General features: G+C 45.6%; 24 protein-coding genes and 1 tRNA gene. 21 read left to right on the top strand and 4 right to left on the bottom strand.

Going from position 1 to position 24,293, the window contains the following annotated elements; genetic code table 11:
• Positions 1 to 184: 184 nt before the first annotated feature.
• Positions 185 to 260, top strand: a tRNA-Glu gene (locus tag L5L91_RS14155).
• Positions 261 to 847: 587 nt separating this feature from the next.
• Here the strand turns inward: L5L91_RS14155 and L5L91_RS14150 are convergent.
• Positions 848 to 2,677 carry an ABC transporter ATP-binding protein gene (locus tag L5L91_RS14150; RefSeq protein WP_113941006.1) on the bottom strand — a complete coding sequence of 610 codons (1,830 nt, stop codon included), beginning with the start codon at positions 2,675 to 2,677 and terminating at the stop codon, positions 848 to 850.
• 172 nt (positions 2,678 to 2,849) lie between these two features.
• Here L5L91_RS14150 and L5L91_RS14145 point away from each other — a divergent pair, with 172 nt between their 5' ends.
• From L5L91_RS14145 to L5L91_RS14115, 7 genes are all read left to right on the top strand, one after another.
• Positions 2,850 to 4,505, top strand: a complete 1,656-nt coding sequence (locus L5L91_RS14145) for a DNA-3-methyladenine glycosylase 2 family protein (RefSeq protein WP_263236928.1) — start codon at positions 2,850 to 2,852, stop codon at positions 4,503 to 4,505.
• A 45-nt stretch (positions 4,506 to 4,550) separates the two neighbouring features.
• Positions 4,551 to 5,108 (top strand): methylated-DNA--[protein]-cysteine S-methyltransferase, encoded by a 558-nt coding sequence (locus L5L91_RS14140; RefSeq protein ID WP_263163456.1) that lies wholly within the window; start codon positions 4,551 to 4,553, stop codon positions 5,106 to 5,108.
• A 47-nt stretch (positions 5,109 to 5,155) separates the two neighbouring features.
• Positions 5,156 to 6,439: a DEAD/DEAH box helicase gene (locus L5L91_RS14135; protein WP_263163454.1), complete on the top strand. Its 1,284-nt coding sequence runs from the start codon at positions 5,156 to 5,158 to the stop codon at positions 6,437 to 6,439.
• A 72-nt stretch (positions 6,440 to 6,511) separates the two neighbouring features.
• Positions 6,512 to 6,982, top strand: coding sequence for a dual specificity protein phosphatase family protein (locus tag L5L91_RS14130; RefSeq protein WP_263163453.1), 471 nt, complete (start codon positions 6,512 to 6,514; stop codon positions 6,980 to 6,982).
• Positions 6,983 to 7,121: 139 nt separating this feature from the next.
• Complete coding sequence (locus L5L91_RS14125; protein ID WP_028761082.1) at positions 7,122 to 8,021, top strand: chemotaxis protein CheV; 900 nt, start codon at positions 7,122 to 7,124, stop codon at positions 8,019 to 8,021.
• A gap of 171 nt (positions 8,022 to 8,192) precedes the next feature.
• Positions 8,193 to 9,419 carry a serine/threonine transporter SstT gene (sstT, locus tag L5L91_RS14120; RefSeq protein WP_212601602.1) on the top strand — a complete coding sequence of 409 codons (1,227 nt, stop codon included), beginning with the start codon at positions 8,193 to 8,195 and terminating at the stop codon, positions 9,417 to 9,419.
• A gap of 75 nt (positions 9,420 to 9,494) precedes the next feature.
• Positions 9,495 to 10,019, top strand: a complete 525-nt coding sequence (locus L5L91_RS14115; RefSeq protein WP_263181580.1) for a CIA30 family protein — start codon at positions 9,495 to 9,497, stop codon at positions 10,017 to 10,019.
• A gap of 188 nt (positions 10,020 to 10,207) precedes the next feature.
• On the opposite strand, the gene L5L91_RS14110 is transcribed toward L5L91_RS14115, so the two are convergent.
• Entirely contained in the window at positions 10,208 to 11,587 is a 1,380-nt protein-coding gene (locus L5L91_RS14110; RefSeq protein WP_263236927.1) for a Gfo/Idh/MocA family oxidoreductase, read from the bottom strand.
• 591 nt (positions 11,588 to 12,178) lie between these two features.
• Between L5L91_RS14110 and L5L91_RS14105 the strand changes: the two genes are divergently transcribed.
• From L5L91_RS14105 to L5L91_RS14095, 3 genes are all read left to right on the top strand, one after another.
• Positions 12,179 to 12,673 (top strand): DUF4279 domain-containing protein, encoded by a 495-nt coding sequence (locus L5L91_RS14105; protein ID WP_263236925.1) that lies wholly within the window; start codon positions 12,179 to 12,181, stop codon positions 12,671 to 12,673.
• Between the two features lie 143 nt (positions 12,674 to 12,816).
• Positions 12,817 to 13,284 carry a DUF3617 domain-containing protein gene (locus L5L91_RS14100; protein WP_263146161.1) on the top strand — a complete coding sequence of 156 codons (468 nt, stop codon included), beginning with the start codon at positions 12,817 to 12,819 and terminating at the stop codon, positions 13,282 to 13,284.
• A gap of 384 nt (positions 13,285 to 13,668) precedes the next feature.
• On the top strand, positions 13,669 to 14,109 hold the full coding sequence (locus tag L5L91_RS14095) for a hypothetical protein (RefSeq protein ID WP_131523165.1): 441 nt from the start codon (positions 13,669 to 13,671) through the stop codon (positions 14,107 to 14,109).
• Positions 14,110 to 14,207: 98 nt separating this feature from the next.
• Here L5L91_RS14095 and L5L91_RS14090 read toward each other — a convergent pair whose 3' ends face one another.
• Positions 14,208 to 14,879, bottom strand: coding sequence for an RluA family pseudouridine synthase (locus L5L91_RS14090; protein ID WP_028761077.1), 672 nt, complete (start codon positions 14,877 to 14,879; stop codon positions 14,208 to 14,210).
• A 75-nt stretch (positions 14,880 to 14,954) separates the two neighbouring features.
• Positions 14,955 to 15,578 carry an acyl carrier protein phosphodiesterase gene (locus L5L91_RS14085; RefSeq protein WP_263177475.1) on the bottom strand — a complete coding sequence of 208 codons (624 nt, stop codon included), beginning with the start codon at positions 15,576 to 15,578 and terminating at the stop codon, positions 14,955 to 14,957.
• Between the two features lie 207 nt (positions 15,579 to 15,785).
• On the opposite strand from L5L91_RS14085, the gene L5L91_RS14080 reads away from it, so the two are divergent.
• The 10 genes from L5L91_RS14080 (at position 15,786) to L5L91_RS14035 (ending at position 24,262) form a co-directional block, all read left to right on the top strand.
• Positions 15,786 to 15,995: a hypothetical protein gene (locus tag L5L91_RS14080; RefSeq protein ID WP_105252070.1), complete on the top strand. Its 210-nt coding sequence runs from the start codon at positions 15,786 to 15,788 to the stop codon at positions 15,993 to 15,995.
• 62 nt (positions 15,996 to 16,057) lie between these two features.
• Positions 16,058 to 17,095: a tRNA preQ1(34) S-adenosylmethionine ribosyltransferase-isomerase QueA gene (gene queA, locus L5L91_RS14075; protein WP_168824289.1), complete on the top strand. Its 1,038-nt coding sequence runs from the start codon at positions 16,058 to 16,060 to the stop codon at positions 17,093 to 17,095.
• 161 nt (positions 17,096 to 17,256) lie between these two features.
• Positions 17,257 to 18,381 carry a tRNA guanosine(34) transglycosylase Tgt gene (gene tgt, locus L5L91_RS14070; protein ID WP_006082277.1) on the top strand — a complete coding sequence of 375 codons (1,125 nt, stop codon included), beginning with the start codon at positions 17,257 to 17,259 and terminating at the stop codon, positions 18,379 to 18,381.
• A 27-nt stretch (positions 18,382 to 18,408) separates the two neighbouring features.
• On the top strand, positions 18,409 to 18,741 hold the full coding sequence (yajC, locus tag L5L91_RS14065) for a preprotein translocase subunit YajC (protein ID WP_007649452.1): 333 nt from the start codon (positions 18,409 to 18,411) through the stop codon (positions 18,739 to 18,741).
• 17 nt (positions 18,742 to 18,758) lie between these two features.
• Positions 18,759 to 20,609 (top strand): protein translocase subunit SecD, encoded by a 1,851-nt coding sequence (secD, locus tag L5L91_RS14060; RefSeq protein WP_028761073.1) that lies wholly within the window; start codon positions 18,759 to 18,761, stop codon positions 20,607 to 20,609.
• A 12-nt stretch (positions 20,610 to 20,621) separates the two neighbouring features.
• Entirely contained in the window at positions 20,622 to 21,569 is a 948-nt protein-coding gene (secF, locus tag L5L91_RS14055) for a protein translocase subunit SecF (RefSeq protein ID WP_028761072.1), read from the top strand.
• Between the two features lie 234 nt (positions 21,570 to 21,803).
• Positions 21,804 to 22,121, top strand: coding sequence for a DUF2007 domain-containing protein (locus L5L91_RS14050; protein ID WP_028761071.1), 318 nt, complete (start codon positions 21,804 to 21,806; stop codon positions 22,119 to 22,121).
• A gap of 128 nt (positions 22,122 to 22,249) precedes the next feature.
• Entirely contained in the window at positions 22,250 to 22,609 is a 360-nt protein-coding gene (locus L5L91_RS14045) for a rhodanese-like domain-containing protein (protein WP_113941668.1), read from the top strand.
• Positions 22,610 to 22,628: 19 nt separating this feature from the next.
• On the top strand, positions 22,629 to 23,540 hold the full coding sequence (locus L5L91_RS14040; RefSeq protein ID WP_168824282.1) for a bifunctional precorrin-2 dehydrogenase/sirohydrochlorin ferrochelatase: 912 nt from the start codon (positions 22,629 to 22,631) through the stop codon (positions 23,538 to 23,540).
• A gap of 176 nt (positions 23,541 to 23,716) precedes the next feature.
• Complete coding sequence (locus L5L91_RS14035; RefSeq protein WP_028761068.1) at positions 23,717 to 24,262, top strand: YaeQ family protein; 546 nt, start codon at positions 23,717 to 23,719, stop codon at positions 24,260 to 24,262.
• The last annotated feature ends 31 nt before the right edge of the window (positions 24,263 to 24,293 follow it).

Here is a 24,293-nt window from a genome sequence, read left to right as displayed (position 1 = left end):
TCTAGAGGCCTAGGACACCGCCCTTTCACGGCGGTAACAGGGGTTCGAATCCCCTAGGGGATACCACATTTTGGTTCCTAGCAAATAACTAACGTGTTGTTTGGTAAGAACAAGGCATTTGCTTCCTAGCCTACTGAAGTGAATGTGTTACAAAGCTCGGTTACGAGTTAAAWCATAAGTCCGGGTCCCCTTCGTCTAGAGGCCTAGGACACCGCCCTTTCACGGCGGTAACAGGGGTTCGAATCCCCTAGGGGATACCAATTTTAATCAAGGTTTATCGAAACTTTGGTTAAAGACAATAAACCACCTTAAGGTGGTTTTTTTGTGTCTGAATTTTGAATATTAAATCGAGATCTCCCCGATTCATTTACGAGTCATACGCCCCGAGTTATTTGCCGAATTTACCCAATAATTCAAACCATCCACATTAAGATAAATAATGCTTCGAGAGGCTTACTTCCTGTGGTGAAGTCATTCTGTTTAATCGTGTGACAAAGATTATTGAAGCGTTTTCCTGCTTAACTTTGCGCTAATCCATGGCTCAAACTCACCTTTCGGATTGTTCAGTGTGTTGGCACTTTGAATGCTGCCACTTTCAATACTGATAAGTTGAATCGTTAATCGCGATTTATCTCATGCTTCCAATCGCTAAACGAGCGCAATTTGAAGTGAACCGTTCTTACGGTAGCTATTGTAATAGCTGAATAGCGTATCGTTGCGGTGAATATGCGGGCGAGTGTAAGAGTGAAGCTATGTGGGAAGAGGGCAGAATTAGGTGGAAACTTATTTGAGATAAAAAAGGCGACACTCACTGCTGAGTGTCGCCTTTTGTCATCTCACCTTTGGCTTAGTCTACACCTAAGAATCCACCGGTTTGGTGCGCCCATAATTGAGCATAAATACCGCCTGCGGCGATGAGTTCATGGTGCGTGCCTTGCTCAACGACTCGGCCTTGATCTAATACAATTAACCTGTCCATCGCGGCAATAGTCGAAAGTCGATGGGCAATCGCGATCACTGTCTTGCCTTGCATTAATTCATACAAACTTTCTTGAATAGCAGCTTCGACTTCGGAATCTAGTGCAGATGTGGCTTCATCAAGCAGTAAAATGGGCGCATTTTTCAATAAAACCCGCGCGATGGCGATACGCTGTCTTTGGCCACCAGAGAGTTTTACGCCGCGTTCACCCACTTGGGCATCTAAGCCATGATTACCGTTAGGATCACTGAGTTCCTGAATAAAGTCATAGGCTTGAGCTTGTTTAATCGCGCGATCAAGTTGCTCTTCACTGGCACTGGGATTGCCGTAAAGAATATTCTCGCGAATGGTGCGGTGCAAGAGGGAGGTATCTTGAGTTACCATGCCAATTTGCGAACGCAGTGAATCTTGCATAACCATCTTGATGTCTTGATCATCGATATTAATCTGACCTTTTTCAACATCGTAGAATCGCATTAGTAGATTCACTAGGGTCGATTTACCTGCGCCAGAACGCCCCACTAAGCCAACTTTTTCACCTGCTTTAATATTCAAATTCAGATCTTCAATCACGCCAGTCTGCTCACCGTAATGGAAACACACTTGGTTGAAATCAATCTTGCCATGATTGACGACCAGCGCCTTGGCGTTTGGCTCATCTTGGATGATCGTTGTTTTCGATAAGGTGTTCATTCCATCGGTAACCGTGCCGATATTTTCGAATAACGAACTGATTTCCCACATTATCCACTGTGACATGCCGTTTAAGCGCAGTGCTAAACTGACCGCAATGGCGATGGCGCCGACCGTGATTGCGCTATCGGTCCATAGGGCTATCGATACTGCTGCAATACTAAAGGCCAACAGATAGTTGATGATTTGCACACTGACGCTGATGCCCGTCACTAAGCGCATTTGGCGATAAACCGTGTCTAAAAATATCCGCATACTGGATTTGGCGTATTCGGCTTCTTTTTGTGTGTGGGCGAATAGCTTCACTGTGGTGATGTTGGTATAGCTGTCGACGATACGGCCTGTCATGGTTGAGCGCGCATCGGCTTGCTCGGTAGAGACACTTTTTAGTCTAGGCACAAAGTACCATTGCAGACCAACATACAGTGCAAGCCAGACGAGCATAGGTATGACTAAGCGCAGATCAGCGCTGGCAATCATCACCAGCATAGAGGTGAAATATACTAAAATGTATACCAACACATCGAGCAATTTCATCACAGTTTCGCGTACGGCTAAGGATGTTTGCATCACTTTCGTGGCGATTCTGCCAGCAAAATCATCTTGATAAAACGATACACTTTGTTTTAGCAAATAACGGTGTGCAAGCCAGCGGATCGACATAGGATAATTGCCGAGCAAGGTTTGATGCATAATAAGCGCATGCAGTAATACCAATATTGGCATCACAATTATCACCATACCTCCCATCAGCATTAAGGTCGTGCCTTCGTCTTGGAATAAGGTTTCGGGATTTTTTTTCACCAGCCAATCCACTAATTGGCCCATGAATCCGAACAGTGACACTTCAAGCATGGCCAGCATGGCGGTCAGCACTGACATTAAGATCAGCGGCAGTTCGTAGCCCTTAGTGTAGTGGCGACAAAAAGCATAAACCCCTGTGGGTGGTTTAGTGGGTTCATCATCGGGTAGGGCTTCAACCCAGGATTCAAATCGTTTAAACATGAATTAACTCTATGGTGAGATAAAAAATAGTCGGCTCTAGCATATAGGATTTCATGCCCTAAAAGCATTGAAATGATTGAGTTCCGTTTTCCGCTAGTGCTATATGCTAGTTTTACGTAAAGTAATGAACAAGAAATTAATTGTGAGCGAATATTGTTGGGCGTGATGAAAAATGAGTACAGATAGAGCGTCTGAGAGTGCAAATAAGCGTGATGAAATAGATTCGGTGCATTCGCTGGAGTCCAGTTCGGGGCAACTTTCTGCGTCCATTTGCCGTGAAGCGAGGATGAGCCGCGATCCGCGGTTTGATGGTAAGTTTTTTGTGGGCGTATTAACGACGGGCATTTATTGCCGAACTGTGTGTCCTGCTGTGGCACCAAAAGAGCAAAATGTGCGTTATTTTGATTCGGCCATTAAAGCCGCGCAGGCGGGATTACGCCCATGTTTACGTTGTCGGCCCGACAGTGCGCCGGGATCGAATCCTTGGAAGGGGACTGGCACAACGTTAGCGAGGGCCATTAGCTTAATCGAAGCGGGCGCCTTAGCGGGAAAATCATCGGGAGAGCCAGCTTCGACAGTAACACAATTGGCTGACCGATTAGGGATCAGCAGTCGTTATCTCAATAAGCTCTTTACCGAAGGCTTTGGCACTTCGCCAAAACAATATGCCTTATATCGGCAATTACTGTTTGCTAAACAATTATTGCACCAAACCCAATTACCTATCACTCAAGTCGCGATGGCGGCGGGTTTCAACAGTATTCGCCGTTTCAATGAGGCGTTTAAGCAAACCTTGCAATTGACGCCGACGCAGTTAAGAAAGAGTGCATTAACCAAAGCGGCAAAGGAGTCCATGATTGAGCCACTAACAGGATTAGGTGAGATTGATACTATGGGTGAATTTGTGCCGCACTATGGATTAACCTTGTATCAGTATTATCGTCCGCCATTGGATTGGACATCACAGCTGGCGTTTTATCGATTACGTGCGGTAACAGGGATGGAATGGTTCACACCGCAGATGAGTCATCCACAAGCGAGCGATGTCGTTGGCGATAATGGGCTCGAATATGGTCGCTGTTTTGCCCTAGGTAAGATGCGCGGCACAGTGCACATTATCCATGAGCCTAAGCTAAATCGCTTCAAACTCGCGATAATGTTGACCGAAGACTCTCCTGTCGATGAGCTGCAATTGCTAGTCACTGAAGTGCGGCGTATTTTAGATCTCGATGCGGATATGCTGCTGATTGAACAAGGCTTAAGTGCGCTACCAAGTTTAGGATTAACACCGTTTTCGGGATTACGGATTCCCGGTGCAGGCTCCTTATTTGAGGCGGCCTGCCGTGCGATTTTAGGCCAGCAAGTGACGGTAGTGCAGGCGACTAAGCTACTTAATCAATTGGTTGAAGCCTATGGCGAGCGCTTTAATCTCAATGGGTGCGAGTATCGTTTATTTCCTACACCCGAGGCCATTTGTGAGGCGAGTCTAACAGAGCTAAAAATGCCCGGCGCTCGTAAATTAGCCCTCAATGCGCTCGCGGCGTTTATCTTTGATCATCCTGAGGCGAGTGTCGATGATTGGCTCAGCGTTAAGGGCATAGGTCCTTGGACAATCGCGTATGCTAAGCTCCGCGGTTTGGGCGATCCCAATGTGTTTTTGCATACCGATTTGATTGTTAAAAAGCATTTGCTGGCCTTGTATGGCAAGACCCATAGGCTGGATGAAGCCGCTGCGGGTGCAGTCAACTACCCGCAGCTGTGCCAGCAACTGAGTCAAGAAATCGCGCCTTGGGGCAGTTATTTAACCTTTCAGCTTTGGCATCAATAGCGACTAAAACGATCTAAGTTGAAGACATAAATAGAGAGATAAATTATGAAACATGCGATTCGTCAATTGAGCCAAGCGCCGAGTATTGCTGCGTATCAGCCCTGTGCCGTAGATACTTTTATGAGTCCTGCCGGAATATTGCAGTTAAATGCCAATGCCTATGGGCTGAGTCATTTAACTGTTGTCGGCTCGGATCGCACTGAGATTGCGCTTGTTAAGGTGAGTGAGGATGTCCTCAATCAAGCTAAGGCGCATATTAGTGAAACTCAAGTGCAGCTCGCGCGTTATTTTGCAGGTGAACTGATTGAATTTAATTTAAAGCTCGCACCTAAAGGCACTGAATTTCAGCGCGACGTATGGCAAGCCTTGCTCAATTTAGATTACGGTCAGAGCTGCAGTTATGGGCAGATTGCCGAGCAAATCGGTCGGCCTAAGGCGGTGCGCGCCGTGGGCGCTGCCAATGGTGCCAATCCCATTGCGATTATCGTGCCTTGCCATAGAGTGATAGGCAAAAATGGCAAGTTAACGGGTTACGCCTATGGGCTTGCGATGAAACAGCAGTTATTAACGCTGGAAACTGCCAAGCATTGCCTCGATATTTAAGCTAGAATAGCCGCCTATTAAGATATTGGTGAGCAGTTAAACTTTCTATGACTCAGGCTTCTTCCTCTGCGGCAAGCTTTGCCCAACTCGGCATTATTGCACCTTTGCTAAATCGATTAACCGAATTAGCGTATGTTTCGCCCACACCAGTACAGGCGGCGACGATCCCCGCTGTGCTTGCGGGGCGCGATGTGTTAGCCGGTGCTAATACGGGCTCGGGTAAAACGGCAGCCTTTGCCGTGCCGCTGTTGCAACAACTTGTTGAAGCAAAAACAGAAGATAAGACAGGCGTTTATATTCGTTGTTTGGTCTTAGTCCCTACCCGTGAATTAGCACAACAAGTCGCTGACAGCTTTCTGTCCTATGCCTCACATCTCAATGGCAAGCTAAAAATTGTCGCTGCGTTTGGCGGTGTGTCAGTCAATGCGCAAATGCAGAGCTTACGTTCTGGCGCCGACGTACTCGTAGCAACGCCGGGTCGTTTGTTAGATCTGTTGTCCAGTAATGCCATCAAACTTAACCGCGTTAGTGCCTTAGTGCTCGATGAAGCCGACCGCATGTTAAGCCTTGGCTTTACCGAAGAATTAGCCCAAGTGCTCGACGCTTTGCCCGCCAAGAAACAAACCTTATTATTCTCAGCGACATTCCCTGAAGAAGTCCGTGAGTTAACGGCAAAACTGCTTAATAATCCGCTTGAATATCAATTGCAAAGTGAGCAAGAAAGCACGATTCATCAACGGGTGATTACGGTTAATCGTCCGATGAAAACCGCATTATTGGCGCATCTGATTAAAGAACATCAGTGGTCACAGGCGTTGATTTTCGTGAGTGCCAAAAATACCTGTAATCACTTAGCGCAAAAGCTGTCTAAACGTGGGATCACTGCTGAAGTGTTCCATGGCGATAAAGCCCAAGGTGCGCGTACGCGGGTGCTCGATGGCTTTAAAAATGGTGAGATCAGTGTGTTAATTGCGACCGATATTGCCGCCCGTGGTATCGATATCGATAAACTGCCTGTGGTGATCAACTTTGATTTACCAAGGAGCCCTGCAGATTATATGCATCGTATTGGCCGTAGTGGCCGCGCCGGTGAAGCTGGCTTAGCCGTGACCTTGATTTCCCATGAGGATTATCACCACTTTGGCGTGATAGAGAAAAAGAACAAACTTAAGTTAGTGCGTGAGCAAATTGTCGGTTTTGAAGCCGATGATGAAATGCCTGCCGAACTGTTAGAACAAGCTAAACCTGTCGCCAAGCCTGAAGGTATGGGTAAAAAAAAACGTAAACAGTTACCGCCTGCCAATGCTGAATTTTGGGGTAAAAAATCTTAAGTCGTTGGAAACAAGCTATTCTTAGCTTATCTCTGGCGTTCCTTGTCATCTCACTTGTCGTAGGTAAGGTTTATGCAACACTTATTCTGGTTAGTTGAAGGTAAAGTCGCAGGGCGCAGTGGCCCTAATAAAGATCCTTGGGATTTAAAAGCGCTCAAAGAGGCCGGTATTGGTGCCATTCTGTCGGTCAATGGGGGCGAGGGCTGCGAGCCGAGTGCGTTTAAGCAGCTTGATTTACGTTATGAATGTATTCCCTTTTCGCGCAATGTGCCGCCCCAAGATGGGGATGTGGCGATTTGTGTCGCTCAGTTGCCCAAGGCACTCGCCTTTATTCAGCAATGTGAAGCCGATGAGCTGCCTGTCGTGATCCATTGTCGCTCTGGCAAGGATCGCACCAGTCTTATCATGGCCTATTACTTGATGGTCAATGGTGCAGCGCCATTACATGCGGTGAGCCAAGTTCGTAATATTCGCGATATCGCTTTTACTGCCGAAGGTTGGGATCAATTCGCCTTTGATGTCTTGTATGCATTGCAAGACTAAGCATTTCTCGGCGATTGGCGTCGAACCTATTAATAAATAGGTAATAATAGTTTCATTCGTTTGACCTTAGTCATCAAAATTTTACTGTGTTAAGGTTAAGCTATCCGAAGGTTGTTTTTAGTGAGTTATTTATCTAATTATGAAAAGTAAGGCAAGTCAGTCACAGGGATTACTACTGTTTCGGTTATCACAGACTCAAGTGTTTGCCTTAGGCACGTTGAAAGTGCGTGAGCTGGTGCCGTACACACAGCTAAGCAAAATTCCCCAATCTCATCCGACGATTCTTGGCGCTTCAACGATTCGTGGCCATACTATTCCTATCATAGATATGGCTGCTGCGATTGGTTATCGGCCGATAGCTCCTGAAGAGCGGGAAAAATGCTACATCATCATCACTGACTGTCAGCGGATGATCATTGGCTTTTTAGTGCGTGGTATCGATAAGATTATTGAATGTAATTGGCGTGATATTGAGGCGCCTTCTGCCAATTTGGGTAAGAATGCTTACTTGACTGGCGTGACTCGTTTTGAGGACCAGTTAGTACAATTACTCGATGTTGAGTTATTGCTGTCGAAAATTTTCCCGAATAACCCACAGGCAAATCGGGCAATCTTGACCGATGTGCAGCGTGAGAAACTCAAACCCATGAATATCCTGTTAGTGGATGATTCTAAGGTGGCACGTAAGCAGTTATCCGACGCCCTTGATATGATCAACATCCCTTATCGAGTGACCGCCGACGGTAAAGAAGCCTTAGTCATGATGGAACAAGCGGCACTAGAGCATCACCCCATAGATATTCTAGTGAGTGATATCGAGATGCCGGGACTTGATGGTTACGAACTGGCATTTGAGGTGCGTGATAATCCATTGACCGCCAAGGCCTACATCATTTTACACACGTCTTTATCCAGCGAAATAAGCGTGAGTCAGGCCCACCAAGTGGGGGCAAATGAAGCGCTGACTAAGTTCGATGCTCACGAGTTGATTGATGCCATGTTGCGTGGTGCCGATTTAGCCATGAAGCAGCGCCAATAAGGCGCTTGTTAGTTTTTTGTATGCTTTTTGCGGGACAAGGGTAATTTAGTTAGCTTATTTCCCCGCAAAACTAGACAAGTCTAGTCACATCCTATAAAAACCTTATTGGCCTCATTTCCGAAGGTGCGCGTTGGGGATCTCAACCGAAATATAATAACGACAGGTTAAACCATGAAACAAGAATCATCATTATTAGCTAAGTTGGCTAATGGCAGTCTCGTATTACAAATCTTATTAGGGATTATCGCTGGTGTGGTGTTAGCGAGTTTTTCACCCGATAGCGCAAAAGATATCGCCTTCTTAGGCAGTTTATTTGTTGGAGCATTAAAAGCGATTGCTCCAATACTGGTATTTATCTTAGTAGCATCGTCGATTGCCAATCAAAAGAAAAATACGCAAACCAATATGCGCCCAATTGTGATCCTGTATTTATTGGGTACCTTTGCCGCGGCGTTAACTGCTGTGATTTTAAGCTCTATTTTCCCCACGACTTTAGTTTTGGTTGCTGGTGTGGAAGGTACAACTCCTCCACAAGGTATTGGTGAAGTGATCAATACCTTATTATTTAAATTGGTTGATAATCCAGTGAATGCGTTAATGACGGGCAACTATATTGGTATTCTTGCTTGGGGTGTGGGTTTAGGTTTAGCCTTACATCATGCTAGCGATTCGACTAAGCAAGTATTTGCCGACATGAGCCACGGCATTTCGCAAATGGTGCATTTCATTATTCGTTTAGCACCTATTGGTATCTTTGGTTTAGTTGCTGCGACGTTTGCTGAAACCGGTTTTGCCGCAATTGCGGGTTATGCGCAGTTATTGGCAGTGTTATTAGGTGCGATGGCCATTATTGCCTTAATCGTTAATCCTTTAATTGTTTACGTGAAGATTAAACGCAATCCCTATCCGTTGGTATTTCGTTGTTTGCGTGAAAGTGGCGTGACGGCATTTTTTACCCGCTCGAGTGCGGCGAATATTCCGGTGAATATGGCGCTGTGTGAAAAATTAAATCTGCATGAAGACACTTATTCAGTCTCTATTCCCTTAGGTGCCACCATCAATATGGGCGGCGCGGCGATCACTATTACGGTATTGACCTTAGCTGCGGCGCATACCTTAGGCATTCAAGTCGATTTACTCACCGCATTGTTATTGAGCGTTGTAGCCGCTATTTCGGCTTGCGGCGCCTCGGGTGTAGCGGGTGGTTCATTACTGTTGATCCCACTGGCTTGTAGCTTGTTTGGTATTTCTAATGATGTCGCCATGCAAGTAGTCGCTGTCGGCTTTATTATTGGTGTGGTTCAAGATGCTGCCGAAACCGCATTGAACAGCTCTACTGACGTTATCTTTACCGCTGCTGCTTGTGAAGCCGCTGAGAATAAAGCTAAACTGAGTTAACGAGTGCTGTTATTTGTATTGAAAAGTATTATGGAAGCAGTCACTTAGGTGGCTGCTTTTTTTATGGGAGTCGTTATGATCTTTTTTGATTTTAAAGTGCTAGATGCCGCAAAGCCTTGGTATGGAATAAATGACACTGTGATGGGCGGTTTGTCCCGCAGTAAGATGACGGTGTCACCTTTAGGCTATGGTGAGTTTAGTGGCCATGTGTCGCTGGCAAATGGCGGCGGGTTTGCTTCAGTGCGTTGTGAGTTTAGCCCTATAGATGTCAGTGGATTTACTGGGATCTATGTCGAACTCGATGGCGACCGACCTAAAGATTATAAAGTGAATCTAAAGGATGTCGACACACCCCAAAGCACGGTTTATCAAGCGCCTATGCCCGCGCCAAGCCATCAAACGTTTGGTGTGAGTGGCGCTAGAGTTTTGAATTGGCAGCGGATAGAAATTCCCTTTAGTGACTTCTTGCCCCAATGTCGGGGTAAACCGATTTCCCGAGTGGCAATAGATTTAAGCCAAGTCAGTAGTCTAGGGCTAGTTATTGGTGCCCAGCAGAGTGGTGATTTTTCTTTGAAAATCAAAGAAATTGGCTACTATTAGTGTTTATAGGTGGTTTCTTATCATGAGTTTGTTGCCCCTAATTGCTTGTTCCTTATTGCTATTGATGGTGTGGGTATCTCTAAGCTTCATTTAAGAAAAGAAAAGAAAAGAAAAGAAAAAGGATAAGGCAGAGGCACTTATCCTTATGGTGAACCGATCAAAATGATGAGTTTAGCGAAAGCCGCTGCTTAAGCGCCGACAATCCCTAAGGGTTTGGCCGTTTGCCATGCGCCGCGGGTAAAATCTGGGAAGGTGACTGAATTACTGCGGTCATTGAGTGAATGTTCACTTAAGATATTCACCACCGACCAAGACGCGCCATCGTACACATCCTGATCTAAGGCCTCGCCATTGCGCAGGCAATAAATCATGCGCCATAACATCACAAAATCCATGCCGCCGTGGCCGCCGTTAATCTCAGCCTCTTTGCCTATGCGTTGCCACAGAGGGTGATCATATTTGTCATACCACTTTTGCATGTCCATATCCCACTCGTGGTAACTTTGACCAAAGCCACCATTTTCGACGGCGATACGATTCGGGAAACCCGCAAACACGCCATTTATCCCTTGGATTAAATTGTGGCGACTGTAAGGTCTTGGGCTCGTCGTGTCATGCTGCACCATGATGGTCCGGCCCTTAACGGTCTTAATCAGACTGGTATTGATATCCCCATTGATGTACTTGAGCTGATTACGCTCATGATCGGCGGGGAATTCACGTTTAGCATAGAGCGCACGGCCAAGAGCGGGCGAACTCATCGAGGTTAGATAATCAAATCTATCACCGCGGTTGATGTTCATATACTGGGAAACTGGCCCTAAACCGTGGGTCGGGTACAAGTTACCGTTGCGCTTGGTATGCCAATAAGTCCGCCATGAGCCCGTCTTATGGTCTATTTCCCTCATCTGCCAACGTAGCTCGTGGATATAAGCGGCTTCACCGTGGAGCAACTCACCAAACACACCTTGGCGTACCATGTTGAGAACCATAAGTTCTTCACGGCCGTAGTTAACGTTTTCCATCATCATGCAGTTTTTCTGAGTGCGTTCGGCGGTATCCACAATTTGCCAGCATTCCTCTACTGTGAGTGCTAACGGTACTTCGACAAAGGCATGTTTACCGCTTTCCATCGTCTCTATCGCCATAGGTGCGTGCCATTCCCATGGAGTAGAAATTATCACAATATCAATATCATCGCGGCTTAAGAGATCGTGATAGCTCAGGTCATTACCAGTATAGACAGCCGGTTTTGGCCGATTCTGTTTAACGATATGATCCACGGCTCTGTCCAGCACCGCTGGGTGAGTATCACAAATAGCTTTAAGTTCAACGCCTTCTAAATGACAGAATTGCTCGACATGGCTAAAGCCACGCTCGCCAACACCGATAAAGCCAACTCGAACCACGTCCATTTTGGGTACTATGAGTCCGATAACGGATTTACCCGCTTGCGGTTTAGGGGCGACACTACTGGCGTTGGCGTTGAGGGCAATATTGGCTGTGACGAGTCCGGCGGTAGCGGCACCCGCTGCCTTAAGAAAGTGACGACGATGAATGTTATGCATAGTGCTTCCTGCTTTATTTTTGTTTTGTAGGGATATTGAAATATCACTTGGTCTTATTTGTGCGGTAATTCACTTATGGGTTATATCAGAAACCCTATTAAAATTGGCAATAAAAGATGTAACAAGCTCCTATAAGTCCATTTGATATATGAAATGCGCACGTTATGGGGTTATGTAAAAATTTTAAAAAAAACAATTTCTTGAGTTATTTTTGTTGCGAGTTCATCAATATGATCAAACCAAACTAAAAAACGAAAGTGGGCAATATATGGAGCATATTCATACCAAAGGATTGAGTTCTAGATTTGTAGAAATAACGCTACACCCCCTTGTGCTTAACTCTTCAACAAGAGTCGTAGAAACTGGAAGAGATACAATTGTATCTAAATTGCTTGTTTGTGAGTGCTTTCTGTCAATACACGTGCGTGTTATTTCAAACATCTAAATCTAAAAATATTTAAAATTAAACACTTACAGGTTACCGTTTTAGGATAATTGGTCTGGAAAACGCGCATGCGTGTCTTTCTGATGGATTTTTGTATATGAAAAGCGGTAGAAAGCTGATAACTTCTAGTTAATACAGATAGTTAAGTGTGTGCGTTTTTATTTTTCTATGGACGCCAACGCTACGCTGCATTGGCGCTTTTTAGCTCAGCATTAGGGCCTTTTATGGGTGCATTTGAATATTCACAAGCCACTCTTCGGATCTTCGGGGATGATTTGATACCTGAAGACGTATCAAATTTACTTGGTGGTACAGCAACTAAAAGTAAAAAGAAAGGTGATGAAGATGTCAGCAAAACCAGTGGAAAAGTGCGGATTGCCAAAACGGGTAGCTGGCATTTTCAGGCTAAAAAGAGAGAGCCAGAAGACCTAAACGCGCAGATTGGAGCAATTTTATCCCAGCTAACAAGTGACTTAGCGATATGGGAAAAGCTTTACCAAAGCTACAAAGTTGACATGTTCTGCGGCTTGTTTATGGGCAACTGGAATGATGGTTTGAGCTTGTCACCTGAAATCATGCTGGCACTTGGTCAACGTAGAATTGTTTTAAGTTTAGATGTTTATAGTGGGTCGGACGATTAAGATGGTTGTCGCCCCTAAAAACAAATGTTAAAGCCAGCAAAATTGCTGGCTGCGACCTCAACCCGCAGCACGACTTTGCGTGCTAAATTTGGGCGCTAGGCACTAAAACCTTACTTGTTTTTCATTAATTAAAGGAATAATAAATGACCCACCTAATTACTAAAGTGATGTTAACTGGACTCATAGTGGCATCAACTCATCTTCACGCTGAAAACTATGACTTCAAACCGGGTTTATGGGAAACCACTTGGAAATCCGAAATAGTAGAAATAGACGCACCTCCTGAAATGGAGAAAATGATGCGGAGCATGGCCAAAAGGCCTGATTACACGGAAACTGAATGCATAAATGACATCGCCTCTGCATTTGATTTAGAGCCTGAAGAAAATGAAGGCGAAGAATGCCAAACCAACAGCAATTGGATCAGTGCTAACAAGATGGTGTTTGAAACATCATGCACTAGCCCTGATGGTGCATCTAAAACAGTGGGTGAAATGCGTTTCAATGGGAAAACGTTCACTTCTAAGCTTGAAGTGACAATCTCTGAAGAGTCAATGAAAATCAAGTCGAAACTCGTTGGCAATGGAAAATATATTGGCGCTTGTGACTAAGTGCCATACAAACTCTTCAACTTGACGCATAACGGTTAGCAAGGATGTTATGAGGGCAGTTAGTAATATAGAGGGGATTTATTGGACTTTTGCTGACATTGCCAGTTGGTCTGTTTGGCTGCCGTTCTCATTTTATCGACGTCTATACAGCGCGGTGTTTTTATTCAGCTCGCTAGATAAGTCTTTTAGCTGCCTTTACTTTAGCGATAAGTAAATAGTGATAAAGATCGCGTTTTTATTTTTAGATTGAGCTACACTGCCGATTAATTAGTCAAAGGTATTTATCTTTTATATTTTAAATATTTAGCAAATTTAAATTAACCAAAAAATTACATTTGACGGGCGATTTGAAGTAATTTGCTGCTGTGGGGAGTAAAGAGTTAAATGGGTTCTATGCTTAATGTACTACCACAACTGACATTCACTTTAGGTGATTGGGTATTGCATAAGGATATCAGGATGTCTGGGATTGAAAAACGCCGTCGCCTTCATTGGCGGGAGACAGATATGCAAAATCGTGAAATTATAGGTCGTTGGTTAGATGGGCGTCCTTTATTGGGTGACAAAATTACCCTCTATAAAGAAGACGATAAATATTTTTTAGAAACTTGGTTTAGCGATGGCTGCCATAGTTTAGATGAAGTCTATATGACGCAAACTCCTGAGGGCCATAAGCTGGAAGATGTTGGCGGCAATTTCTTTGGTGAATTTTTTATCGTGACATCGTCGCAGCAATTACAATTTTGTAATGAGCAGGGCTGTTATTTCCAAGCAGAAAAATTAGCGGCTGATGTCGATTTTGGTCAAGGTATACGCGTCGCTTAAACGACGACAGTCGAATCTGTAAATAACTAAGGTCGCACGATAGCTAAGAGCTAAGTCGCGACCTTTTGCTTTTATGGAATTGTAGCGAGTGGCTTAAGTTATTCAGTAAATGGATGTTTACTGCTAAAAAACAGCGGTTTACCCGAATAGGGATGGGTCAAACTTAAGCTTTGTGCATGTAAACATAAACGCGGTTTGGCCTTGATAACCTCGGCATCACCATAAAACTCATCACCCAAAATCGCATGGCCTAGGGCAAGCATATGCACACGCAATTGATGGGTGCGGCCTGTTTCTGGCGAAAGCTCGACTAAGGTGCTGTTTTCTCGGCGCTCTAATACACGGTAGTGAGTGAGGGCGCTTTTGCCGCCAGTCTCTCCCGCCTGTAGCGTTTTTTGATAGGGCGGATGTTCAGTGTCTGGCACTATCGCGAGGTCAATAATCCCCTGATCTTGCAGCACATGTCCCATCACTTCGGCAATATAGACTTTCTTACTCTGTCTATCTTGAAACTGTGTTTTTAAATGCGACTCCGCTTTTTTATTACGGGCGAACACCATAATGCCCGAGGTCGCGCAGTCGAGCCTATGCACTAAAATCGTTTCTGGATAAAGGGCTTGTAAGCGGGTTAACGCGCAATCGAAGGTGTGAGCCGCTCGACCCGGATTAGATAATAATCCCGAAGGTTTATTGATTATAATCAGATCTCTATCTTTATAGCGTATGTCTAGCCAAGGAACTGCTGGGGGCTGGTAATCAAATATCTGCATCTTGTCCTCATTTTTGCGCGGCCATACTAGCAAAATTTACGCAGGCACACAGCATAATCTCATGCTTGCTTATTCTTAGAGGGGTGAGGGCAAATATTCTGTAGGTGTCTTACGGCTCCAAATACGGGTATAAGCCATCAGCTGCGGATAAAAAGTGCGGAACGCGGTTTCGATTTCTATCTGCATTTTATTGACGACTTTATGGGCATCTTTAAACAGTGCGGCTTGCGGATGCTGTTTGGCCACCTGTGCTAAGGCTTGTTGTAATCCTTTTTCGGTGGTGTAGCTGCCTAGCCAATCGGCGCTGCGCATTGTGGGCAAGAGTGTACATAATGCCTCTGGATGGTATGGATCAACGCCTTGCGTGGCGAAAGCATCTAACGCGTCATAGGCCTTGCTGCTGAATTCATCCAAGGGTTGGTGGTGATATTCTTCCCAATAGTAAGCTAAATAGTGATCGAAACTCACCGCCATGAGTTCTGCTGCTATGCTTCTTAAGGGCGCAGGGAAAGCTTCCATTAATTCAATCGTCAATTCATGGCTGGCGCAGAGGGTATTAATCTCTTGGTTTAGCCATAAAGCTTGGCGTAACTCCATTGGGGCTTGCGCAATTGGCGCTTGAATATAGTTACCTGCTACGTTGGCAGCAAGGTGGGTTTTACTGATGTCGGCGAGATGTAAGTGTGTAAGAAAGTTCATTATTTGTGCTTGGTTAACCACGTCGGTTCACGGTATCATGCACAAGCGCGCTTAGGAAAGCGCCGAAGCTAAAAATGCAGTATTTTTTCACTTTTTATTGATAATAACATTTGATTCGCCGTGAATAATTATGGCTGACTTCAACGTTGACATAGTAATCGATAAGGGAAAGTGAAATAAAATCAATAACCTTTTTTAGGATCATGGATGATGTGGAACTGGTTCACCAAAATGCTTGGTAAAGACGAGCAGCAGAAGCGCAAAAAAGTGCTAATAGAAATCCCCTTTGAACAACACCGTTTCAGCATGGATGACTTTAGTCGCTCGCGGCTAAAATTCGATGCCGATGATAATCAGCCCCAAGATGGCATCAATCCAGTGGAACCCGAGCAAGAAGTGGACACTGGCAATAAGTAATCTTGATCTTATTGGCCTCTAACCATAGACTAGCCGCCGTTCTAAGCTATCTAGAGGCCAATATGCGCGTTGCAGACTTTTCTTTCGATCTCCCCGATGAGCTGATCGCTCGTTATCCTATGGCGCAGCGTAATGCATCTCGTCTGTTAACCTTAGACGGCAACTCTGGCGCGTTAGGCGACAAACAGTTTACCGATTTGCTGGGGATGATTAATCCCGGTGATTTAATGGTGTTCAACAATACCCGAGTGATCCCCGCGCGCATGTTTGGTCAAAAGGCCAGTGGTGGCAAGTTAGAAATTTTAGTTGAGCGTATGCTCGATGATAAGTGCATCCTCGCCCATGTTCGCAGCTCTAAATCCCCGAAAGTGGATTCGTTAATCCATCTCGACGGTGGCTATCAAATGAAGATGGTCGCCCGCCACGATACCTTGTTTGAACTTGAGTTGTTATCAGAGTTAACCATCTTAGAAGTGCTTGAAGCAGTAGGGCACATGCCTTTGCCTCCTTATATCGATAGACCCGATGAAGATGCCGACAAAGAGCGCTATCAAACTGTGTATAACCAAAACCCTGGTGCAGTTGCCGCGCCAACGGCGGGTTTGCATTTTGACGATGCCATGCTCGATGCATTAAAAGCCAAGGGCGTGAATGTCGCGTTTGTGACCTTGCATGTGGGCGCGGGAACATTTCAGCCAGTGCGTGTCGATACTATTCTTGAACACAAGATGCATTCCGAGTGGGCGAATGTGCCGCAGGATGTGGTTGATTTAATCGCGCAAACCAAAGCTGCGGGTAAACGTGTGGTGGCCGTAGGGACGACGTCAGTGCGCTCCTTAGAAAGTGCGGCACGCGCAAGCCTTGGCGAGCTCAAAGCTTTTAGCGGCGATACCGATATCTTTATTTACCCAGGTTATGAATTCCAAGTGGTCGATGCTATGGTGACAAATTTTCATCTACCTGAATCAACTTTGATCATGTTAGTTAGTGCTTTTGCTGGTTTTGATCATGTTATGGCGGCGTATCAACATGCTATCACGCAAAAATATCGCTTCTTTAGCTATGGCGATGCGATGTTTGTGACGAAAAAAGCCCACTAGACCAAGATTTTGTTTTAAAATAGCCGCCCAAAGTGAGATGGTGCGGCAATTTTTTTCGTTAAAAGATTGAACCTTTTAACGCTGTCCCCATCTCTATTGTTAATCAAAATGGCATTAGCCATTAAAAATGTAGTCAGACTGTTTATCTGGCGAGGTGAATTATGAAATTTGAATTAGACACTACCGACGGGCGTGCGCGCCGTGGTCGGTTAATTTTTGATCGTGGCACAGTAGAAACCCCCGCTTTTATGCCGGTAGGAACCTACGGCACAGTGAAAGGCATGACACCAGAAGAAGTACGTGCCACTGGCGCGGATATTTTGCTCGGTAACACTTTCCATTTATGGTTGCGCCCAGGCGAAGAGATCATGCGTAAGCACGGTGACTTGCATGACTTTATGAACTGGCAGCGTCCTATTTTAACGGACTCGGGCGGTTTCCAAGTGTTTAGTCTTGGCGATATACGTAAGATCACCGAAGAAGGTGTGCATTTCCGTTCGCCCATTAATGGTGAAAAAATCTTCTTAGATCCTGAAAAATCAATGCAAATTCAAGATGCATTGGGCAGTGATGTGGTGATGATTTTTGACGAATGTACGCCATATCCCGCAACTGAAGATGAAGCGCGCAAGTCAATGCAGATGTCTTTGCGTTGGGCGAGACGTTCGCGTGATGAATTTGACCGTTTAGAGAACCCTAACTCACTCTTCGGTATTATTCAGGGCGGTGTGTATGAAGATTTACGCGACGAAAGCTTAAAAGGCTTAGTCGATATTGGTTTCGACGGTTATGCCGTCGGTGGTTTGGCCGTCGGTGAGCCTAAAGCAGATATGCATCGCATTCTTGAGCATATTTGCCCGCAAATTCCTGCAGACAAACCTCGCTATCTGATGGGGGTCGGTAAACCAGAAGATTTAGTTGAAGGTGTACGTCGTGGTGTTGACATGTTTGACTGTGTGATGCCAACCCGTAATGCCCGCAACGGTCATCTGTTTACGAGTGAAGGTGTGATCAAAATACGCAATGCGCGTCATAGAGATGACACGTCACCACTTGATACTAAGTGTGATTGTTATACCTGTAAAAATTATTCACGGGCGTATCTTTACCACTTAGATCGTTGTAATGAGATTCTGGGTGCGCGTTTAAACACCATTCACAACTTGAGATACTATCAAATGTTAATGGAAGGTTTGCGCGGTGCGATTGAGACGGGTACATTAGACGCCTTTGTGGCGGACTTCTATACCAGTCAAGGTCGCGAAGTACCAGAGTTAGTCGATTGATTTTTTGCTAATAAGAAGAGAAAAACTATGTTTATTTCAAATGCATATGCAAGCGCTGCCGGCGCACCACAAGGTGGCGGCACGATGGAACTGATTTTCATGCTGGCGATTTTCGGCCTGATTTTCTATTTCATGATTTTCCGTCCGCAATCAAAACGCGTTAAAGAGCACAAAAATCTGATGTCTTCATTAGGCAAAGGCGATGAAGTGTTAACCAGTGGTGGGATTTTAGGCAAGATTGCAAAAATCAGCGACGAAAGCGATTACGTGTTACTGAGCTTGAACGACACAACACAAATCACGATCAAAAAAGACTATATTGCAGCTGTATTGCCTAAGGGCTCTATCCAGTCGTTGTAAGCCAAGAGGGCTCAGGCGTGTTAAATAAATACCCAATGTGGAAAAACATTATGGTGATGCTCGTCATCGCCATAGGTTGTTTCTATGCCGTACCTAACCTTTTTGGTGAAGATCACGCGGTGCAAGTGGTGGCGACTCGAGGTGCTGAAGTAACAGCATCTACCCAAGCCAGTGTGAACGAGCTGTTAGCCAGTAAGAGCATTGCGGTAAAGCGCTCTGAGCTTGAAAAAGGTCAGTTGTTGGTCCGTTTGCAAAATGCGGATCAACAGCTACTGGCTAAAGAACTGATTGCTGACAGCTTAGGTGATAAGTTTACTGTGGCACTTAACTTAGCGCCTGCGACGCCTAAGTGGCTCGAGTCCATGGGCGGTAGCCCAATGAAGCTTGGTCTTGACCTTCGCGGTGGTGTGCATTTCCTCATGGAAGTGGACATGGGCGAAGCGATTCGTAAGATGGAAGAAGCTAAAGTCGCTGATTTCCGTTCACAATTACGTGAAGAAACCATTCGTTATGCTGGTATTCGTGTTAATGCCACTGGAATTGAAATCAAGTTCCGTGATGCTGAAAACTTAGCGACTGCCGAGCGTTTTCTTAAGACTCGCAATCAAGATATGGTGTTCACCGATGCTAGCCGTGGCGAAGATTTCGCGCTGCAAGCTGTGATGAGTGAAGCTTATCTAAAGCAGATTAAAGAAGAAGCACTGCAACAAAACATTACTACCATTCGTAACCGTGTTAACGAGTTAGGTGTGGCTGAGCCTGTAGTACAACGTCAAGGCGCCGAGCGCATTATCGTTGAGCTGCCAGGTGTGCAAGATACGGCTCGTGCTAAGGAAATCTTAGGTGCAACCGCATCAATTGAATTCCACATGGTGGATGACAAAGCCGATCCGAATGCTGCGCAATCAGGCCGTGTACCTGCGGGTTCTGAAGTGTATCAGCGCCGCGAAGGTGGCACTGTGATATTGAAGAAAGAAGTGATGTTGACGGGTGATCATATCACTGGCGCACAACCTAGCTTTGACCAGTACAGTCGTCCTCAGGTCAGTATCAACCTCGACGCTAAAGGCGGTACCATTTTCTCTGACGTGACCAAAGACAACATAGGCAAGCCTATGGCGACTTTGTTCATCGAGTATAAAGACAGTGGTGAACGCAATGCCGATGGCAGCGTTAAGATGCTGAAAATTGAAGAAGTAATTTCGGTTGCTACTATTCAAGCACGTTTAGGCCGTAACTTTGTGATCACTGGCTTAAGTCATGGTGAAGCACAAAACCTTGCGCTATTACTGCGTGCGGGTGCCTTGATTGCCCCTGTATCAATTGTTGAAGAACGTACCATTGGTCCAAGCTTAGGTGCTGAAAACATTCAAAGCGGTGTGCAAGCTATGGTATGGGGTATGGCAGTTGTCTTACTCTTTATGTTGGTTTACTACCGTAGCTTTGGGCTTATTGCTAACCTGGCTTTAACCGCAAACTTAGTCATGGTTGTGGGCGTTATGTCTATGATCCCTGGCGCTGTGTTAACCCTACCCGGTATTGCCGGTATGGTGTTGACGGTCGGTATGGCGGTTGACGGCAACGTGCTGATTTATGAGCGTATTCGTGAAGAGCTTCGTGCAGGACGTAGCGTACAGCAGGCAATCCATGAAGGTTATGGTAATGCTTTCTCAACTATCGCCGATGCGAACATCACCACCTTCATCACTGCGCTCATTTTGTTTGCCGTAGGTACTGGTGCGATTAAAGGCTTCGCTGTGACCTTAATGATAGGTATTGCGACTTCTATGTTTACCGCCATCGTGGGTACTCGCTCAATCGTTAACGCGATTTGGGGTGGTAAGCGCGTGAAGACTCTGTCTATCTAAGGGGAAGTGACAATGATTGAAGTTTTATCCTTAAAACATACAGTAAACTTCCTCCGCCATGCACTGCCTATTAGCATTATGTCGGCAGTGTTAGTGCTGGGCTCGCTGGTATCGCTCGCAACTAATGGCGTTAACTGGGGTCTTGATTTCACTGGCGGTACTGTTGTTGAAATGGAGTTTACTCAGCCGGTTGATTTGAATGCGCTGCGTGTGCAACTGACGACGCCAGATTCCGAAGGTGCGATCGTGCAAAACTTCGGTTCTAGCCGTGACGTACTTGTACGTTTACAGGTGAAAGAAGGCGTTAAGAGTGATGTGCAGGTTAAGTCTATCATGGAAGCCGCGCAGAAAGTTGACCCACAAGTGCAGCAGAAGCGTGTTGAGTTTGTTGGCCCACAAGTGGGTAAAGAACTGGCAGAGCAAGGTGCATTGGCGGTATTAGTTGCGCTGATTTGTATCATGATCTATGTGTCGTTTCGTTTCGAATGGCGCTTAGCGTTTGGTTCTGTAGCGGCACTGGCGCACGATGTCATCGTGACCTTAGGGGTGTTTTCGTTATTTCAATTGGAATTTGACTTGACCGTATTGGCGGGCTTGTTGACTGTGGTGGGTTACTCACTTAACGATACTATCGTGGTATTTGACCGTATCCGTGAGAACTTCCTTAAGCTGCGTAAGAGCGATCCTGAAGAAATAGTTAACATTTCAATCAGTCAAACTATGAGCCGTACCATTATTACAACGGGCACGACTTTGGTGACTGTTGTGGCCTTGTTCCTTAAGGGCGGCACTATGATCCATGGCTTTGCGACTGCATTGCTGTTGGGGATTTTTGTGGGTACTTATTCCTCTATCTATGTGGCGAGCTTCTTGGCCGTTAAACTGGGTATCAATCGTGAACACATGATGCCAGTTGAGATTGAGAAAGAAGGCGCAGATCAACCTCCTATGATGCCTTAAAGGTTAATTTGGAGTTAAAAAGCCACCGACGAGGTGGCTTTTTTTTGCATCGATTTTGAGGCGTATCTGACATTCTGCTAGCAAACTCACAAAGTTATAGTCAGTTATGCTGTAAAAAGTGAATGTTAATTTATTTAACAACTGATGTAAAAATCAGCGCTCGACAGCCTCGGCTATTTAGCAGTAGGATGTCGGCAACCCATATTCTAGAGAGTTGTAGCCGTAGGATGTCGCATGGAAGAACGTAAAGTGTTAGTTGCTGGTGGTAATTTATTGCAGGCCCATACATGGAAAGGTTTATTGGAAGCCTGTGGCATTCATGTTGAACTCAGAGGTGAAGCGTTATTAGGCGGCATTGGTGAACTCCCTACTGGGATGCAAAACGTCGAGTTATGGGTAGGTGAGTCCCAATACGCGTCGGCACAAGTTCAATTGAATGCGTTGGATGTTGAAAGTCCGCAATGGCAGTGTGTGCAATGCCATGAGACTAATGAAGGCAGTTTTGAGCTTTGCTGGCAATGTAGCTCAGAGCGCAGCGAGAGCCACAACTAGTCTTTCACTGGCAACTTTCTCAGCTTTGCGGTGAGGCTGAAAGATTGCCTCTGCAGGATGAGAAGATTACACTTTGCTGATAAGCTGACATTCATCATGCCATTCAATATCTTATCTAGGAGTTAGTGATGCAACATCCCAATGCATTTTCCGCCCTTGTTGACGCTATTCTGCCTAATATCACCGAAGTGACAATCGAAGCTTATCAGGCCGATGACCGCTGGCACCTTGTTGATGTGCGTGAGGATCGTGAGTGGCTGCAAGATCATTTACCCCGAGCGAAACATTTAAGCCGGGGTATTTTAGAGCGTGATATCGAAGCGCGTTTCCCCGATAAAAATACACCTATATTACTCTACTGCGCGGGTGGTGCGCGCTCCGCCTTGGCTGCCCATAATCTGCAACTTATGGGTTACACCCACGTTGCATCTATGATTGGTGGCTATAAGGGCTGGGTACAGCGTCAACTGCCAGTCGTGCAGGACTAAGCGTTCAGGATCTCTTCTAATGCAATATTTTCCCTTGTTTGTCGATACGGTTAATTTGAATGTTCTACTGGTGGGCGCGGGCGATGTGGCTAGCCGTAAGTTAGCACTGCTGACACGTACTGAAGCCAATATCCACGTGGTAGCGCCAGAGGTGAACCCTGAAGTGCAACGTTATGCAGATGCTGGCCGCATTTTGTTATCCCAGCGTGAAGTCGTCCATGCCGACATTCAAAATTATGATTTGGTGTATTTAGCTACGGCAAACGACAGTCTTAATGCAGAGTTAGCGACCTTAGCTACCGCGCGTGGTATCTGGGTTAATGCCGTTGATAATCCGGCCTTTTGCCGCTTTATCACTCCTTCTATTGTTGATCGAGGTCGTTTAGTGGTCGCGATCAGCACTGCGGGCGCTGCACCGGTATTTGCACGCACGATTCGCTCGCGTTTAGAATCTAGCCTACCGCAGTCACTCAAACCGTTATTCGATTTTGTCGCCGATAGACGCGTCGAAGTACAAGATAAACTCGATTCAACCTCGAAACGCCGCTTATTTTGGGAGCGTTTTTTCGATACCAATGGCGACCGTTTCGATAGTCGTACCACCGAGCATTACCATAATGCGTTTAATAACTTAGTCAGCCGCGGCGAAATCCTTTTGTTGGATGATGCAACGTCTGTGGACTTATTGCCGCTCGCAGCCATGCCATTATTACAGCGCCTCGATTGGATATACAGCCAAGGGGATTTGAGCGTCGAACTCGCTGAACTTGTTCGCCGCGACGCAGATCGCGGTTTTTTACCCGCTTTCAGTGAATTGAGTCAACAGTATGAGCTGGGTACGCGCATGTTACTGGTAGCGGATACGCAAAAAATCAGCTTGTTGAAAGCCCATTTCCCCATGGCTAAACATCTGCGACCCGGTGCGATTTAATTTCTTACCGATTCAGCCTTGGGTTCGATTTAACCTTCTATTCGATTGCACTTTATGTTCGATTTCATGGGCGTATTCTATTGTTCGTTTGAGCTAATGCCGAGTCTCAGGTAGACTCGGCAGCCTTATTTTAGGATTTCGCTGTTTCAGGATTTCACTCTGCATTTAGGATGACTATGGCCCTCAAGGCGACCGTGTTTAAAGTCAATTTACAGATAGCCGATATGGATCGGAATTATTACCAAGACCATCAATTGACGCTTGCCCAGCATCCTTCCGAAACCGATGGCCGCATGATGGTGCGTTTACTCGCGTTTATTGTGAATGCCAGCGAAACCTTAAGTTTTAGTAAAGGTCTGTGCGTCGATGACGAGCCAGAGCTATGGGACAAAACCCTATCCGGTGAAATTGAGCTGTGGGTTGAGTTTGGTCAGGCCGATGAAAAATGGCTTCGAAAGGCCAGCGGCCGTGCCAAAGTCGTACAGCTCTTTACCTATGGTGGTCGCAGTGTACCGATTTGGTGGAAACAGAATCAGCAAGCGTTAGAGCGTTATCAGAATTTAAAAGTGTGGAATATTGCCGAAGAATCCGTCACGGCGATGGAAGCGTTTGTTGGGCGTAATATGGCATTGCAAGTTTCGATTAGTGAAGGCCAAATTTGGTTATCGGATAATGAAACCAGCGTGTTGATTGAGCCTGAAATTCTCAAAGATATTGAATAACATGTTTTGTAAAAAAAGAGCCTGCAATTGC

It is taken from the genome of Shewanella sp. SM55 (assembly GCF_025654025.1).
In the GTDB taxonomy this organism is placed as follows: domain Bacteria; phylum Pseudomonadota; class Gammaproteobacteria; order Enterobacterales; family Shewanellaceae; genus Shewanella; species Shewanella oncorhynchi.
Note: the sequence above shows the minus strand (reverse complement) of the source record. Positions and strands in the feature narration are given on the sequence as shown.